This window comes from Stutzerimonas chloritidismutans, assembly GCF_051486945.1.
GTDB lineage: Bacteria > Pseudomonadota > Gammaproteobacteria > Pseudomonadales > Pseudomonadaceae > Stutzerimonas > Stutzerimonas chloritidismutans_B.
Genome location: NZ_JAHVDX010000005.1, coordinates 150,872 through 165,473 on the forward strand (window position 1 = coordinate 150,872; position 14,602 = coordinate 165,473).

A 14,602-nucleotide genomic window follows, 5' to 3' on the forward strand; every position below is an offset into this window, starting at 1 on the left:
TCGCTACCATGAAAATCACTCGCGTCAGCGTCGAAGTCTTTTCCTATCCCACCCGCCGCGCCGTCGACAGCGCCGGCCACTCTCATCCCGGTGCCGAAACCCAGGCGAATACGGCGATGCTGCGGATCGCCACCGAGGATGGCAGCGAGGGCTATGCCTTCGGTGCACCAGAATTGCTCCGAGCCCATCTGATTCATAACTTCGTGCGTAAGGTGCTGGTCGGGCAGAGCGCGCTCGACCGTGAGCGGATCTGGCAGGACCTTGCCCATTGGCAGCGCGGCAGTGCCGGGCAGTTGACCGACCGCACCCTCGCGTTGGTTGAGCAGGCACTATGGGACTGGGCCGGGCGCCGCTTCGAGGTGCCGGTCTATAAATTGCTGGGCGGTTACCGCGACAAGGTGCTGGCCTACGGTTCGACCATGTGTGGCGACGACATGCCAGGCGGTCTGTCCACGCCGGACGAATATGGGCAGTTCGCCGAAACGCTCGTGCGCCGCGGCTACAAGGGCATCAAGTTGCACACCTGGATGCCGCCCATCTCATTCGCGCCAGACCCGAAGATGGATGTGCGCGCCTGCGCCGCGGTGCGCGAGGCGGTCGGGCCGGATATCGCGCTGATGCTCGATGGCTTTCACTGGTACAACCGCACCGATGCGCTCTACATCGGCCGTGAAATCGAGAAGCTCGGCTTCGCCTGGTTCGAGGAGCCCATGATCGAGGAGTCCGCCGAGTCGTATGCCTGGCTCGCCGCGAATCTAAGTATTCCGGTACTCGGCCCGGAAAGCCTCGGCGGTAAATTCCACAGCCGCGCCGGTTGGGTCAGTGGGAAATCCTGCGACATCCTTCGTGCGGGAGTCGCGGGCGTGGGCGGTATTGGGCCCGTGATGAAAGTGGCGCACCTGGCCGAGTCCTTCGGCATGGACTGCGAGATCCACGGCAATGGCGCGCCCAATCTGGCAGTGGTAGGGGCCATCAAGAATTGCAGCTGGTACGAGCGGGGTCTGTTGCACCCGTTCCTCGACTATGACGACGTGCCCGCGTATCTGAACAGCATTGTCGACCCGATGGACACCGACGGTTATGTGCATTTGCCACAGCGTCCAGGGCTCGGTGAAGACATCAATTTCGCCTACATCGAAGCCAATACCCTGAGCCGGCACTGACGCTTCGCCTTGAAACGACACGTATCACGTCTTGAACAACTACAAGAAAGGACTGATCGATGAAGCCCACCGCCCATCCAGCACCACGCCCGGCCTGTTGGCGGCCGGTCGCGCACCCCAGCACCCCGTGCGGCCGCTCACCCCCCGGCCCTGATCACGAGTGCCTCGCTCGATAACGCATCACTGCTTTACCTGGTTATTCACGCGCCGCTTCATTTTGCGAGGGCCACCGGCTTGTTCATAAGACAAGCAGGCTGGTTTTGCTCGTGCCGAACATTGCACAGAAGTGTTCCTGAAGGGCCGAGTAGTTATCCGGGTGATTGTTCGCTGTGCCTATAAAACTTTCAGCCAATAAGAATAAAACCATGAAAAAGACAATCATCACCCTCGTCGCTGCAACTCCTCTGGCGCTTATCGCGCTTGCCGAAACTGCATATGCCAGTGACGGTTACGTCAATTACCGCCACCAATACCTGGACGATGCCAAGCTGCACTCCGATCGGTTCCTTATCGGCACTCGGCTGGATAACGGCTTGGGTTTTCACGGCGAACTCAAATACAAAACGGCGGGCGACCGCGAAGGTGTGGCCTTCGACAATACCGTTGGCAGTGGCCACGAGCTGGTAGTCGATTATCGCCGCCCGCTGGATGCGCAATGGGCGCTGACGCCCTTCATCCGGCTGGACAGCGTGGAGGAAGCCATCACCTACAGTGGCGGCTTGCGCGTGGACTATCGCCTGAACGAGCACTTCAACCTCGCCGGTCGCTATCGCTACGAGGCGCGCAAGCTGGATCGCGACAAGGTGGATGAAACCATTCCCGAGCGGGCTCGCCAGGACCAGCACATCAATCGCGTCGATGCCTGGCTGACATACATGCCTGGCGGCAATTGGACGTATGAATACAACTTCGTCTACCTGAAAACCGATTACATTCGGTTCGATAACAAAAAGTACGACTACGAGAACAATTTTGCCTTCAAGTACAAGTGGGACAAGAACTGGCATCCGTTCTTCGAGATCGGTGACGTCAAGGTCAGTGCTCGTGACGATGACAGGCAACTGCGCCTGCGCGTGGGTGTGCATTACAAGTTCGACTAGCCAACAACAGGCGTGCACGGCGAGTAGTTGCCGGGCCGTCCAGCCTGTGGCTGTGGCCCGGTATGACCTGAATGCCCACTCATCGAGAGAGCGCAATGAACATAGATATTCTGGTAGTCGCCGGCTACTTCGTGCTGATGGTGTTCATCAGTACCGCGTTCCGCAAGGTCGCCAGCCAGTCGGCCAGTGACTATTTCCGTGGCAATGGGCGGATGCTGTGGTGGATGGTCGGCGCCACCGCCTTCATGACCCAGTTCAGTGCCTGGACCTTTACCGGCGCAGCAGGCAAAGCCTTTACCGACGGGTTCGCGGTGACCTTCGTTTTTCTCGGCAACATCTTTGCCTACCTGTTTTCGTATTGGTGGTTCAGCCACCGCTTTCGGCAGATGCGTGTCGATACGCCGACTGAGGGTATCCGCCGTCGCTTCGGGCCGGGTAACGAGCAGTTCTTCACCTGGGCGATCATCCCGCTGAGCGTGCTCAATGGCGGCGTGTGGCTCAACGGATTGGCAATTTTCGTCGGCGCCGTGTTCGGCTACGACATGACTACCACGATCTGGATCACGGGCATTTCCGTGCTGCTGGTGTCGCTGCTCAGCGGCGCTTGGGGTGTCGTGGCCAGTGATTTCGTCCAGACGCTGGTAGTCGCGGTGATCTCGGTGGCGTGTGCCATCGTCGCGCTGGTCGCCGTGGGCGGGCCGGGCGAGATCGTCACGCGCTTTCCGTCGGATTTCTTCATGGGGCCGGACATGAACTACGGGCTGCTGCTGGTGGGCTCGTTCATCTTCTTTCTGGTTAAACAGCTGCAGAGCATCAACAACATGCAGGACTCCTATCGCTTTCTCAACGCGAAGGATTCTGCCAACGCCCGCAAGGCCGCCTTGTTAGCGCTGGCGCTGATGGTCTGCGGCACGCTGATCTGGTTCATCCCGCCCTGGGTAACCGCCGTGCTCTACCCCGACGCGCTCAGCGCTCATGCCGAGTTGGGCAACAAGGCCAGTGATGCGGTGTATCTGGTTTTCGCCGAACGGCTGATGCCCGTCGGGACCATCGGACTGCTGGTGGCGGGGTTGTTCGCGGCGACCATGTCCTCGATGGACTCGGCCCTGTGCCGCAACGCCGGCATCTTCGTGCGCAGCTTCTGGGCGCCGGTCGTAGCACGCAACAAGCCGCTCACCGAGCGCCGGCTGCTGCGCGTGAGCCAGGCGGCGACGGTAGTCAATGGGCTGCTGGTGATCGTGATTGCGCAGCTGTTTGCTCAGCTCAAAGGCTTGAGCTTGTTCGAATTGATGATGCGCGTCGCGACCCTGTTGCAGTCGCCGATCCTGGTGCCCTTGTTCTTTGGCATGTTCATCCGGCGCACGCCCCAATGGGCGGCGTGGGCCACCGTCTGCTTTGGCATGTTGGTGTCCTGGCTGGTGATGACGGTCTTTACCGCACAATGGTTTGCCGGCTTGGTGGGTATCAGCCTGACCGGTCGCGAACTGTCGGAGCTGACCACGACCATCACGGTTGCGGCACATCTGGTGTTCACGGGTGGCTTTTTCTGTGCGACCAGCCTGTTCTGGAAGCCGGAGACCGCAGCCAGTGCCGAGCGCGAACGTACTGCTGAGTTCTTCCGTGATGTGGAGACGCCGGTGATCGCGGAATACGACCAGGACATTTACGACCGTCTTCAGCGCAGCAAGCTCGGGCAGATCAGCCTGATGATGGGCGCGGGGCTGATGCTGATGGTGCTGTTGCCCAACCCACCGTGGGGGCGGCTGATGTTTGCCGGCTGTGCGTTGTCCATTCTGTTGGTGGGTTACCTACTCAGGCGCAGCGCCAATGTCGAGACGCTAGCCGCCGCCGTACCGCCGCTGGCCGAGCGACCTTCCTGACCTTTTGCGTTGGCCAGCATCGGCCCCGTTTGCCGATGCTGGTTTTTTTTTTCGAGCGGTGGCGTATCGGCGATGCAGGCACTGGATTTGGCGGTACTGGCGGGATACGTGCTGTTCATCATCGGCGCGGCCTGGTGTTTTCGCCGGATGGCCAGCGACAGCAGCCAGTACATCAATGGCGGCGGGTCCATGCAGTGGTGGATGGCCGGCGCGACCGCCTTCATGACGCAATTCAGCGCATGGACGTTTACGGGCGCCGCCGGCAAGGCCTACACCGACGGGTTCGCGGTACTGATGTTGTTCTGGGGCAACGCCCTGGGTTTCTTCGTCGCGAGCCGCTTCTTCGCAGCGCGTTACCGCAAGCTGCGCGTCGAGACGTCCATGCAAGTCATCGCGCTGCGTTTCGGGCGGCCTACCGAGCGCCTGTTCACCTGGCTTCAGCTGCCGTTGTCGACCCTCAGCGCGGCCGTGTGGCTGAACGGCCTGGCGTACATCATCTCGGCCATGACGGGGCTGGGCATGGTGCCGGTGCTGCTCGCCACCGGGCTGATCATCACTTTCATCGCCAGCAGCGGCGGCGCCTGGACGGTGAGCGCGACCAACGTCATTCAGCTGGTACTGATTCTGGCGATCACGCTGGTGACCGGTGCCTACGCGCTCTATGTCAGCGGTGGGCCTGTGCAGCTTGTGACGGATTTTCCAGGCGACTTCTGGATGGGCCGTGAGATGACGATGCCCGGCATCCTGGTGCTCTGGGTGGCTGTGATCCTGATGCAACAGACGGTTTCGACCAATAACGCCATCACCTGCTACCGCTTTCTGGTCACTCGCAACGAGCACGAAGCGCAGCGCGCCGCATTGCTGGCCGGCGTGCTGTTCGTCATCGGGCCGGTGATGTGGTTCATCCCGCCCTGGGCTGCGGCTACTGGCGAGGTGAGCCTGGCGGCGCACTACCCGCAGCTGGGGGGGCAGGCGACGAACGCGGCCTATCTGTTCTTCGTCGAGCAGGCGATGCCGGTAGGCACCCTAGGGCTGACGATGGCAGCGATGCTGGCGGCAACAATCGCGCCAATGAGCGCGGCGCTGAATCGCAACGCGGGTATCTTTATCCGCAATGTCTATCAGCGTCGCCAGCACAGCGAGCCGCGGCTGGTGCGGGTTGGCCGCTTGTTCACCCTCGGCAATGGCTTGCTGGCCACGCTGGTTGCCTGGTGGATGTCCCAGCAGACCGATGTGAATTTCTTCGACTTGGTATTGATGATCAGCTCGATGCTGCTGTTGCCGATGTCGATCCCCGCAATGCTTGCCGTGTTGGTTCGGCGCACCCCGGACTGGGCGGGTTGGAGCACCGTGGCGGTTGGCGGGCTGGTGTCGGCCGGTATGTACTTCGGCTTCGGGCCCTCTGTGCTTCCGGCCTGGCTCGGTGGCGAACGCCTCAGTGCCCGCGAGGCTGGCGACCTGCGATTTGCAGCGACCGTGGTGGCACATCTGCTCTTGACGGGCGGCTACTTCTTCGCGACCAGCCTGCTCTATCGCGCTCGGGTCGATCGCGGCCGCCGTCAGCAACTGCGGCGAATGTTCGCCGACATGTACCGAGGTTTGCAGCCGGCCGAGATGGCGCGGGTCGACCCGACCCAGGCGCGTCTGCTCGGTGGCTTGCTGATGGGTTTGTGCGTGCTGCTCTTGGCGCTGCCCTGGCTCGCCGAGGATGCGCGCGGCCTTTGGTTGCATGCGGCTATCGCGCTGACGGTCGGAACGGTTGGGGTGGCCCTGCGCCGGTTGGCGCGCAGCGGATGACCGTCCGCGCTGCGCGGGGCTAGTGCGCCTGCATGTCGCTAGGCAGGTGGCTGCCCGGTAGCGCCTTGCCTCGGGTGCGGCGCAGGCGCTCCCGGCTGTTGTTCAAGTGCAGATACATGGCTGCGCGCGCCGAGTCGGGGCTCTGCATGGCGATAGCAGCGTAGATGCTGTCGTGCTCGTGATGAACCCGCTCGAGGTAAGCGAGCCGTTCCTCATTGGAGGCATAGGCGGAGTTCATCTGGGTGCGTGGAATCATCTTGGTGCCCAGGTGCTTCATGATGTCGAACATGTAGCCATTGCCGGACGCCCGGGCGATGCGAAGGTGAAACTGGAAGTCGTCGTGAATGGCGATACCGGGCTTTTTCGAGTCAGGGTGCTGCATCGCCAGTAATGCCTGATGAATGTCTTCCAGCTGGACGGCGCTGCGATTGCGCGCGGCCATCGCGGCGGCCTCGACTTCCAGGCTGATGCGCAGTTCCAGCAGATAGAGCACGTCTTCAAGGGTGGTAATGCTTTCCGGCCCGAGGCGCAGCTCCTGGGGCGGGGGCATGTCGATAACGAAGGTGCCGACGCTGCGCCGCGTCTCGACCAGGCCAGCGGCCTGCAGCCGCATGATCGCTTCGCGCACCACGCTGCGGCTGAAGCCTTCGCTGGCGGCAATCTCCACTTCCCGCGGCAGCTTTTCCCCGGGCTTGAACATGCCTTCACGAATGTATTGGGACAGCCGCTCGACCAGCACTTCGGCGCGGCGCTTGGGAGGTTGAGGGTGCCCTTGGATCATGTCCTGCTCGTCGATTCAGTCGTTCGGTCAGCAGCATACACAGTTCGCCCGGGCGGTCGCTGCTGGTTTGGCCGCGCGTGGCATGCTAAAGCGGGATCACCCCATAGCCGCGGGCCATCAGTGTGGCCAGCAGCGGCAGTACCAGGAGCGCCGCCAACTCCAGACGGATGATCAGCTTCACCCCGCGCGCGGTGCCGGGCGTGATGCTGGGCACTGTGCCGGCTTTAAGCGCTGGCCGCCAACGCAGGAACGTCACGGTCGGGTAGATCGACAGCAGCGCCACGATTACGAAGAGGCCGACCTTGGCGTGAAACAAGCTGTTGTTCAGGTAATAGTCGGCGCCCTTGCCGTAGCGCATTGCCCGGGCAACGCCCGTGATCAGCACCAGGCCAGCGGCAATGCCGAAGGCGAGATCCACGCGAAACAGGCTGCGCGCGCGCTTGAAGTTCAGCGGCAGGCGAAACAGCTGATGCTCGAGGACCAGCAGCGCAAAGAGCAGGAAGATCGCCACGAAGTGCAGGTAGGCGGCGACGGCGTAGACCATTTCAGGTTCCCTTGTTGGCGAGGGTGGTTTCATCGGACTGCGGGTGGGCCGGATCGAACCAGCGGCCGTCACGCTCCAGACGTCGTGCGATCCAGCCGAGGCAAATGCCGCGCAGGAGCATGAAAGCGAGGAAGGCCAGCCACAAGCCATGGTTGCCAAGCCCCCGCATCAGCAGGGCCAATGGTAGCGAAATCGCGACGGCGAGCAGCATGGCGTTTCGCATTTCTCGCGCACGGGTCGCGCCGATGAACAGGCCGTCGAGCAGGTAACTCCAGACCGCCACCAACGGCAGCGCGGCGAGATAGGGCAGGTAGGTGAGGGCGGTTTCGCGTACTGCCGGGATGTCCGTTTGCAGCCCGATGAACAGGTCGCCGCCGAGCAGGAAGAACAGGCCGAAGGCCAGGCTCGCCAGCAGCGACCAACCGCCGGCTACCGTCAGCACGCGGCGCAATTCGGTTCGGTTGCGCGCGCCGATGGCGTGGCCGCTCAACGCCTCGACCGCATGAGCCAGACCGTCGAGGGCATGCGCGGTCAACATCAGGCCATTGAGCAGCAGCGCATTGGCCGCGACGGTGGCGTCGCCCAGGCGCGTGCCTTGCACCGTGATGAGGAAGAACACCAGCTGCAATGCCAGCGAACGCAGGAAAATGTCGCGGTTGACGCCGAGCAGCGGGCGCCAGTTATGCCAGCGGGCCAGTGCTGGGCGATCCAGCGTTCCCGGGTAGCGCCGCAGCGCACCGCGTGTCAGTGCCAGGCCGACCAGCACGCCGCTCCATTCGGCGATCACCGAGGCACGCGCGGCGCCGGCGACGCCCCACTCCAGGCCGATCACGAAGTACAGGTCCAGTGCGACGTTGGTCAGGTTGGTGGTCAGCAGGATCGCCAGCGGCGCGCGGGCATCCTGGGTGCCAAGGAACCAGCCGATCAGCGCCATGCTGGCAAGTGCTGCGGGCAGGCCGAACAGGCGAGTCTGGAAGTAATGCTGGGTCAGGTCATCGAGTTCGGCTGAGGGTTGCATCAGTTGCAACGCCACGCCCTTGAGCGGCAGCGCGATCATGCTCAGCAGCAAGGCGAACCCCACCGCCAGCAGCAGGCCCTGCAGCAGGATACGGCGCAGCGCACCGCCATCGTCACGTCCGGCGGCCTGGGCGGCAAACCCGGTGGTGCCCATCCGCAGGAAGCCCATGACCCAGACCAGCAACGTGTAGAGGCTGCCTCCCACTGCGACCGAGGCCAGTTGGTGCGCATGCGGCAGATGGCCGATCACGGCGCTGTCGACCAGCGCTACCAGCGGAACGGAGAGGTTGGAGAGGATCATCGGCGCAGCGAGCGCCCAGACGCGCTGATGCGTCGGGGCGTGCTGCCAGGCAGTCATCAACCGTGACATGAAGGGCTCCAGAGGGGCCCGGCATGATACAGCAGGGCTCAGGCTTCGGGCCGCCTGCGACGGGCTAGGCTCGCGCCGTCAGTGGATCAGCCAGCTCAGTAGCCATAGCCCGAGAAACAGGTAGATCACGCCGGCGATGAACGAGCGCCGGAAGAACGCACGAAACGCCCCGACCAACAGCATCAGCCCGATTGCCAATGCAATCAGGCTGACCAGCGAGCGGTCCATGCCCAGGGTGCGGGATAGCCCTTCGAGAAAATTGGCTCCCGCCGAGGCGAAGAGGGCGAAGAAGCCGCTGAGGGCGTCGACGATGTAGCGAATCACCGTGCCGAGCGCCTGGCCCAACCATTCGAAAAAGCCTTCCACCCGCATGTTGTTCTCCTGTTCCGTTTTTAAGGCGCTGCCCGGCCCCGTAGAACGGTTGCACATGCTCATGCCGCGCTGAAACCAGGCGAGGTGCTCGTACCGGCACGTTTCGCCTGGGCTTTTTGCTTTGGCTGAGCGTCGTTGGGAACCGTTCCACCGCGCCTGTCGCGCAGCGCTTTCCTGGCGCATTGGGCTGCCAAACGGCACGGCAGTTCCCAAACGGGTTGAACCTGGCGGCTCCGGCTCGGTCTGCTTGGGGTCGTGGTTGACGCCTTGGGCGTCATCCAACTGCAATCCGCGTCGGGCAGTCTGTCTCGCCAGCGCCTTGAACAGAGAAGTAGTGGACGATGACGACTGTGACCCGTGCCCGGCCCTGGTGGCTACCCGAGGTTAGCCCGCGCCTGTGGGCGCTGGGGGCGCTCGGCTGTGCGCTGCTCTATGCCACCACGGCTTTCCACCTGGAGGAACGGCTCTTTTATTCGCTGCAGTCGGCGTGGAAAGAGGAGGCCCACCAGGCGCGCAGCCTTTGGTTGCCGGAGTACCGGGTGCGGGTCGAGGCCAAACCGGTGACCTCGGTCGCCAACAACCTGTCGGGCCTGACCTTCGACGAGCATCGCAACCATCTCTGGGCGGTGGTGAACAACCCCGAGGAGCTGGTTGCGCTGGACGCCGACGGGCGTTTCATTGCCCGCTATCCGTTGCGTGGTTTCACTGACGTCGAGGCGGTGACCTACCTGGGTGACGACCTGCTCGCCGTTGCCGAGGAGCGCAGCCAGAGCCTGGTCATCGTGCCTGTGCCGGATCATCCGGGTGCCTTGCAGCGTGAAGACTTCGCCTCGTTCTCGCTGGCGCTGGGCGAAGAAGGCAACGCTGGATTCGAGGGCCTCGGCTACGACCGGGCGGGCGACCGGCTGTTCGTGGTCAAGGAGCATTCGCCCCGCAAACTCTACGAAATCCAGGGGCTCAAGCAGAGCCTGGGCGGCCGCCTGAATCTCAAGGTCATCGACCTCGAAAGCTGGATCGCCGACAAGGACATGGCCAGCGACCTGGCGTCGGTGCACTTCGACGAACGCACCGGCCACCTGGTGCTGCTCAGCGACGAGGCGAAGATGATGCTGGAACTCGATGAGCACGGTGAACTGCTGAGTTTCCGCTCGCTATGGAGCGGCTTCGCCGGCTTGAGTGCCAGCGTGCCGCAGGCCGAAGGCATGACCTTCGATGCGGCAGGCAATCTCTATCTGGTCAGTGAACCCAACCTGTTCTACGCATTCGAGCGCCGCTGACGCCCGGGCCAGTTACCCGCGACGGATCATCCACACGCCACCGAAGATCAGTACAAGCCCGGCGATCTTGCCCAGGCTGATGGACGACTGGCGAAAGCCAGCCCAGCCGAAGTGATCGAGCACCAGCGCCATGCCCAGCTGCCCCGCGAGCACCAGCGCCATGAACAGCAGGGCGCCAATCCGTGGCCCGGCAAAGGCGGCCGTCGCAATGAAGCACATCCCCAGCAAACCCGCGCACCAGTGATACCAACTCAGGCCGCGTAGCGCCTGCAGCCCAGGCAGCTCGCGCTGAAACACGACGATGCAGAGCAGCGCCACCGTGCCCACCGCAAACGACAGCATCGCCGCGCTCATCACGCTGCCGAAATGCTTGGCGACCTGTCCGTTGATGCCTGCCTGGAGCGGCAGGAATGCTCCAGCGATGAGCGGAAGGACAAGAAGCCACCAGGCAACGACAGGCATATGGATACTCCGGTTGGTTGGGAAGAGATCGGGCGGCGGAGTTTAAAGGCTTCGCCCTGAGGTCGGGGCTCCTACGGCTTGCGGAGGCTGGTGCGGCTCGCAGTAATCCGGTCGTGCAATCCGCTGCCCTCTCTTACCGTGGTAGCCGCGCCCCGCGGCGAATGAGGGTTGCACTTTGCTCGGCCTGTCGTCCGGAGATCGGTGCTCCTACGGGCCTGCCATCACTGCGGCGGATACTGCGAAAGCACCTTGGATACGGTTTCGCGAAACATATTGGCGCGCTCGCTCGGGCTACCCGGATCGTCTCGCAGGATCTGCTCGGCACTGCCGCGCCAGACCAGCTTGCCGTCGTCGGCGTCGTAGAAATCCACCTGCAGCGTACCGACCTGGTAGTGGATGGTGCGGGTGTCGGTGTACATCGGCCCGCCCCAGAAGCCATGCCACGGGCTGCCCCAGGCGCCCATAGAGGAAGTGGTGTACTGCTGGGTGCGGTCGTCGACGATGAACCAGGCCTGCACCATGACATCCGGTGCGTTGCCGGCCGTCACCGGGCGCAAGCCGCGCTGGTCGAGCTGCTCGCTGACGGCGTTGCGAATGCGTTGCTCGGTCAGGTCGCTCTTGATGCGGGGGTCGTCGGGGCGGTACTGCAGCGCGGGCTCTTTCCACGCCCAGCTGCGATAAGCCGAAAAGTTGCGCTGCGGGTCGAAGTCACGTTGCACCTGTGTGCTCTGGCAGGCTGCCAGCAGCAATACCAGGGGAAGCATCATCAACTGCCGGAACATGTCGGTTCTCCTGAGGGTTCAGATCAACGGGGCGGGTAATCGGCGAGGGCCTGGTTCACGGCGTCGCGCATGGCATCCTTGCGTTCTCCCTGATCGCCCCCGGTTCGGGCCTCGGCGCGGTTGCTCCAGACGGCCTGCCCGGATGCGCTGTCGACCATCTCGATACGCACCGTGACAACCTGCTGTTCATAGTTGCGTACAACCGGCGCGCTGGCGCCAATACCGATACCTGATCCGTAACCCGGGCCGTAGCCACCGTATCGGCCGGCACCGACGCGTGTGCCGTAGTCATCGTAGACCTGCCGGACGCGGGTTTCGAGCTGCGCCTGAGCGCTAATCTGGACGTCGCCTTTCGCGCCGACACGCGCAGGGCGCAGCCCTCGTTGATCGAGAGCGCCTGCCACCATTTCCTGAAGTTCTTCGCTGGAAATTGAGGCGGTAGCGGCCGGTGGGGTGCGCCAGCTCCAACTCTGGTAGCTAGAAAAGTCCCGCGGCGCGGCCGGGTAGGTGGGCGACTGGATCTGCTCGATCGGCGGCGCGGGCGGAATGGGCGCGGAATCGGCCGTGTAGGGGTTGTTGCTCTGGCAGGCAGCCACGCTCAGGCAGAGCAGTGGCAGGCAGAGCGGGTACGAGAGGGCGCGGGTCGACATCGGAACCTCCGGGCCGACCCTCAACGGGGCCGACACAACCAGTGCAGGTAGCGTCCGAGGCCGGCGAAGCTGGGATGGCGGCGGTAGGCCAGTTCCATCTCGATGAGGTCGGCAGGCTCGGTACGGGCCTGGAAATCGGCGGGCATGTAGTCATGGAATACGCGCACGCCACTGGTTGATTCGACCTGCCAGTGCGGCGCGAGTTGCGCAGCCAGCTCGCGCGGGTCGAGCGGCTGCTGCGGGGTCAGGCTCTGGCGTTCACCGGCGTAGGTCTGGGTGCGCAGCTTCTTGAAATGGCCTTTGAGCAGGTTGCGGTAGATCAGCGCATCGCGGTTGTAGAAGGCCAGCGACAGCCAGCCGTCCTCTGCAACCAGGCGATGCAGCACCGGCAGGATCGCTTGCGGTTCGGCCAGCCACTCCAGCACCGCATGGCAGATGACCAGATCGAAACGGCCTTCAACATGGTCTTCAACCTCCTGCCACGGCGCCTGGATGAACGTCGCCTGCTGGCCGGCTTCGGCGAACTGCTTGCGCGCGCCTTCGAGCATGGGTTCGGCAGGTTCGGCCAGCGTCACCTGATGGCCCTGTTGTGCCAGCCACAGGCTCATGTGGCCAAGGCCTGCGCCGACGTCCAGGACGCGGAGCGGGCGCCCTGGCAGAATCTCGGTGAGATCCGCCTGCAGCACGGCGAGGCGGATCGCGCCCTTGGCGCCGCCGTAGATCTTCTCGGCGAAGCGCGTCGCCAGCTCGTCGAAATGGCGATCGCTCATCGCGCGAACCGCCGCTCGTTGTCGGCCAGCTTGGCTAGCAGCGCTTGCTCCATGTCGATGCCCAGCTCGCTGCACATCAGCAGCAGGTACATGAGGATGTCGCCGACTTCCTGACCGGCGTGGTCGAGTTGGTCGGGCGATAGTTGGCGCGATTCGTCCTCGGTCTGCCACTGGAAGATCTCCACCAGTTCGGCCATTTCAACACTGGCGGCCATGGCAAGGTTCTTCGGGCTGTGAAAGCGCCGCCAGTCGTTGCGGTCACGGATCGCGTGCAGGCGTTGGGTGATCTGTTCGATGTTCATAAGGGCGGGTTCGTTGGTAGAGCGGCTGGGCTGCCAGGCGACGGGGTTGTGTGTGCCTATAGTGGCAGAACCTGTAGGAGCGAGCTTGCTCGCGAATCATCCAAGCCTACCGCCTTGCCTGCTAAGTACGTAGAAGCTCGGTGCCGATTCGGGGCATCGACGCAATCCGAACAAAGCTTCGCCAGCAAGCTGGCTCCTACGACTGGTGAAACGCTTCAGAGCCGGCGCGCTTTTAGCTCACGTTCGATCGCAATCACGCCGGGGCGATAGTCGCCGTGCTCGATGGCGCGGATTGCCTGCTCCAGGGTTCGCTCGGCGATCTGCTCGTGCTGTTGGGAAATCGCGTTGACCCGAATGGGCAGGAAGTCCAGCAGCTGCGCATCGCCAAAGGTGGCCAGCCGAAGGCGCTCCGGCCAGAGCAGGTCGCGCTCGCGCAGCGCATCGAAGACGCCTTCGAGCAAGACGTAGGCGGTGCTGATCAGCGCCTCGGGCAGCGGACCTTGATCGAGCAGATCGAGCATCTGCTCGCGTCCGCAGGCACGGCTGAACTGTTCGGCACGCAGGATGCTGACTTTCCCCCTGTGCTGCGAAAGTGCCTGGCGAAAACCTTCCTCGCGCTGCTGGCTAATGGGTAATGCCGGGCATGCGCTGATCAAGGCGATATGCGCATTGGCCGGAACGGCCAGCGAGTGGGTGAGCAGGGCGGCTGCCTCGCAATCGTCGCTGACCACCGAGCAGAAGTGCTCGGCATCCAGCGCACGGTCGAGGGCGATCACCGGCGTGCCAGCCGCCTGCACCTTGCGATAGCTCGGGTCGTCGTCTGGTAGGCAGCTGGCGACGATCAGCGCATCGCAGCGGCGCGAGCGCAGCAGCTGGACGACCTGACGCTCGGTGTCCGGCTCATCGTCGGTGCCGGCAATCAGCAGCTGGTAGCCGCGCTGCCGCGCGCGCTGCTCAAGCAATTTGGCCAGACGTGCGTAGCTGGGGTTTTCCAGATCCGGAACGATGAAGCCGAGGGTGCGCGACTGCCCGCGGCGCAGCCCGGCGGCTTGCTGGTCAAGCTGGAAACCTTGCTGATCGGCCACCGCCAGCACCCGCTCCACGGTCGCCTGGCTGATGCGCCGCTGCGCCGCTTTGCCATTGAGCACATAGCTGGCGGTGGTCACCGAGACGTTGGCGAGGCGGGCGATGTCGGTCAGTTTCAACGGATGGTCCTGAGACGGGTGGTGTGAACTCGGGCTTCTAGAATTACCCAATGTTGAGTAATGTGCCAGCCTTTGGTGAAACGTTTCAGCAAGCGCCCGGTCATAAGCGCCGGCCCAGGGTAAGGGCCCT

The 14,602-nt window shown here is 63.5% G+C and carries 15 protein-coding genes; 5 read left to right on the forward strand and 10 right to left on the reverse strand.

Annotated features, from left to right (window positions below; translation table 11 throughout):
- Positions 1-8: 8 nt before the first annotated feature.
- From KXR72_RS18935 to KXR72_RS18950, 4 genes are all read left to right on the forward strand, one after another.
- On the forward strand, positions 9-1,163 hold the full coding sequence (locus KXR72_RS18935) for a mandelate racemase family protein (protein ID WP_437422643.1): 1,155 nt from the start codon (positions 9-11) through the stop codon (positions 1,161-1,163).
- A gap of 365 nt (positions 1,164-1,528) precedes the next feature.
- Positions 1,529-2,263, forward strand: coding sequence for an oligogalacturonate-specific porin KdgM family protein (locus tag KXR72_RS18940; RefSeq protein WP_437422644.1), 735 nt, complete (start codon positions 1,529-1,531; stop codon positions 2,261-2,263).
- A gap of 95 nt (positions 2,264-2,358) precedes the next feature.
- Positions 2,359-4,143 carry a sodium:solute symporter family transporter gene (locus KXR72_RS18945; protein WP_437422645.1) on the forward strand — a complete coding sequence of 595 codons (1,785 nt, stop codon included), beginning with the start codon at positions 2,359-2,361 and terminating at the stop codon, positions 4,141-4,143.
- Positions 4,144-4,215: 72 nt separating this feature from the next.
- The gene (locus KXR72_RS18950) at positions 4,216-5,940 is read left to right on the forward strand and encodes a sodium:solute symporter family transporter (protein ID WP_437422646.1); all 1,725 of its coding nucleotides are present in this window, start codon (positions 4,216-4,218) and stop codon (positions 5,938-5,940) included.
- 19 nt (positions 5,941-5,959) lie between these two features.
- Here the strand turns inward: KXR72_RS18950 and KXR72_RS18955 are convergent, their stop codons facing one another.
- From KXR72_RS18955 to KXR72_RS18970, 4 genes are all read right to left on the reverse strand, one after another.
- Positions 5,960-6,721: a FadR/GntR family transcriptional regulator gene (locus KXR72_RS18955; protein WP_437422647.1), complete on the reverse strand. Its 762-nt coding sequence runs from the start codon at positions 6,719-6,721 to the stop codon at positions 5,960-5,962.
- 85 nt (positions 6,722-6,806) lie between these two features.
- Positions 6,807-7,265 carry a DUF2214 family protein gene (locus tag KXR72_RS18960; RefSeq protein WP_437422648.1) on the reverse strand — a complete coding sequence of 153 codons (459 nt, stop codon included), beginning with the start codon at positions 7,263-7,265 and terminating at the stop codon, positions 6,807-6,809.
- 1 nt (position 7,266) lies between these two features.
- Complete coding sequence (locus tag KXR72_RS18965; RefSeq protein WP_437422649.1) at positions 7,267-8,652, reverse strand: MATE family efflux transporter; 1,386 nt, start codon at positions 8,650-8,652, stop codon at positions 7,267-7,269.
- 78 nt (positions 8,653-8,730) lie between these two features.
- Positions 8,731-9,024 (reverse strand): hypothetical protein, encoded by a 294-nt coding sequence (locus KXR72_RS18970; RefSeq protein WP_437422650.1) that lies wholly within the window; start codon positions 9,022-9,024, stop codon positions 8,731-8,733.
- A gap of 341 nt (positions 9,025-9,365) precedes the next feature.
- On the opposite strand from KXR72_RS18970, the gene KXR72_RS18975 reads away from it, so the two are divergent.
- A complete protein-coding gene (locus tag KXR72_RS18975; protein WP_437422651.1) occupies positions 9,366-10,301 on the forward strand; it encodes an SdiA-regulated domain-containing protein in 936 nt (311 codons plus the stop codon).
- 12 nt (positions 10,302-10,313) lie between these two features.
- On the opposite strand, the gene KXR72_RS18980 is transcribed toward KXR72_RS18975, so the two are convergent.
- The 6 genes from KXR72_RS18980 to cra form a co-directional block, all read right to left on the reverse strand.
- Positions 10,314-10,763: a DMT family transporter gene (locus KXR72_RS18980; RefSeq protein WP_437422652.1), complete on the reverse strand. Its 450-nt coding sequence runs from the start codon at positions 10,761-10,763 to the stop codon at positions 10,314-10,316.
- 221 nt (positions 10,764-10,984) lie between these two features.
- Positions 10,985-11,545, reverse strand: coding sequence for a DUF4136 domain-containing protein (locus tag KXR72_RS18985; protein ID WP_437422653.1), 561 nt, complete (start codon positions 11,543-11,545; stop codon positions 10,985-10,987).
- Between the two features lie 23 nt (positions 11,546-11,568).
- Positions 11,569-12,195 (reverse strand): DUF4136 domain-containing protein, encoded by a 627-nt coding sequence (locus KXR72_RS18990; RefSeq protein ID WP_437422654.1) that lies wholly within the window; start codon positions 12,193-12,195, stop codon positions 11,569-11,571.
- Positions 12,196-12,215: 20 nt separating this feature from the next.
- Positions 12,216-12,965 (reverse strand): methyltransferase domain-containing protein, encoded by a 750-nt coding sequence (locus KXR72_RS18995; RefSeq protein ID WP_437422655.1) that lies wholly within the window; start codon positions 12,963-12,965, stop codon positions 12,216-12,218.
- Positions 12,962-13,267 carry a nucleotide pyrophosphohydrolase gene (locus KXR72_RS19000; protein WP_437422656.1) on the reverse strand — a complete coding sequence of 102 codons (306 nt, stop codon included), beginning with the start codon at positions 13,265-13,267 and terminating at the stop codon, positions 12,962-12,964. The genes KXR72_RS18995 and KXR72_RS19000 overlap by 4 nt, the downstream gene beginning before the upstream one ends.
- 215 nt (positions 13,268-13,482) lie before the next feature.
- A complete protein-coding gene (gene cra / locus KXR72_RS19005) occupies positions 13,483-14,472 on the reverse strand; it encodes a catabolite repressor/activator (protein WP_437422657.1) in 990 nt (329 codons plus the stop codon).
- Positions 14,473-14,602 lie beyond the last annotated feature (130 nt).

Excerpts from the sequence above, each read along its gene's own strand:
- KXR72_RS18975 (WP_437422651.1), top strand. The coding sequence starts at position 9,366 with ATGACGACTGTGACCCGTGCCCGGCCCTGGTGGCTACCCGAGGTTAGC.
- KXR72_RS18960 (WP_437422648.1), bottom strand. The coding sequence starts at position 7,265 with ATGGTCTACGCCGTCGCCGCCTACCTGCACTTCGTGGCGATCTTCCTG.
- KXR72_RS19000 (WP_437422656.1), bottom strand. The coding sequence starts at position 13,267 with ATGAACATCGAACAGATCACCCAACGCCTGCACGCGATCCGTGACCGC.
- KXR72_RS18970 (WP_437422650.1), bottom strand. The coding sequence starts at position 9,024 with ATGCGGGTGGAAGGCTTTTTCGAATGGTTGGGCCAGGCGCTCGGCACG.
- KXR72_RS18980 (WP_437422652.1), bottom strand. The coding sequence starts at position 10,763 with ATGCCTGTCGTTGCCTGGTGGCTTCTTGTCCTTCCGCTCATCGCTGGA.
- KXR72_RS18940 (WP_437422644.1), top strand. The coding sequence starts at position 1,529 with ATGAAAAAGACAATCATCACCCTCGTCGCTGCAACTCCTCTGGCGCTT.
- KXR72_RS18945 (WP_437422645.1), top strand. The coding sequence starts at position 2,359 with ATGAACATAGATATTCTGGTAGTCGCCGGCTACTTCGTGCTGATGGTG.
- KXR72_RS18990 (WP_437422654.1), bottom strand. The coding sequence starts at position 12,195 with ATGTCGACCCGCGCCCTCTCGTACCCGCTCTGCCTGCCACTGCTCTGC.
- KXR72_RS18995 (WP_437422655.1), bottom strand. The coding sequence starts at position 12,965 with ATGAGCGATCGCCATTTCGACGAGCTGGCGACGCGCTTCGCCGAGAAG.
- KXR72_RS18935 (WP_437422643.1), top strand. The coding sequence starts at position 9 with ATGAAAATCACTCGCGTCAGCGTCGAAGTCTTTTCCTATCCCACCCGC.
- KXR72_RS18950 (WP_437422646.1), top strand. The coding sequence starts at position 4,216 with ATGCAGGCACTGGATTTGGCGGTACTGGCGGGATACGTGCTGTTCATC.
- KXR72_RS18955 (WP_437422647.1), bottom strand. The coding sequence starts at position 6,721 with ATGATCCAAGGGCACCCTCAACCTCCCAAGCGCCGCGCCGAAGTGCTG.
- KXR72_RS18965 (WP_437422649.1), bottom strand. The coding sequence starts at position 8,652 with ATGTCACGGTTGATGACTGCCTGGCAGCACGCCCCGACGCATCAGCGC.
- KXR72_RS18985 (WP_437422653.1), bottom strand. The coding sequence starts at position 11,545 with ATGTTCCGGCAGTTGATGATGCTTCCCCTGGTATTGCTGCTGGCAGCC.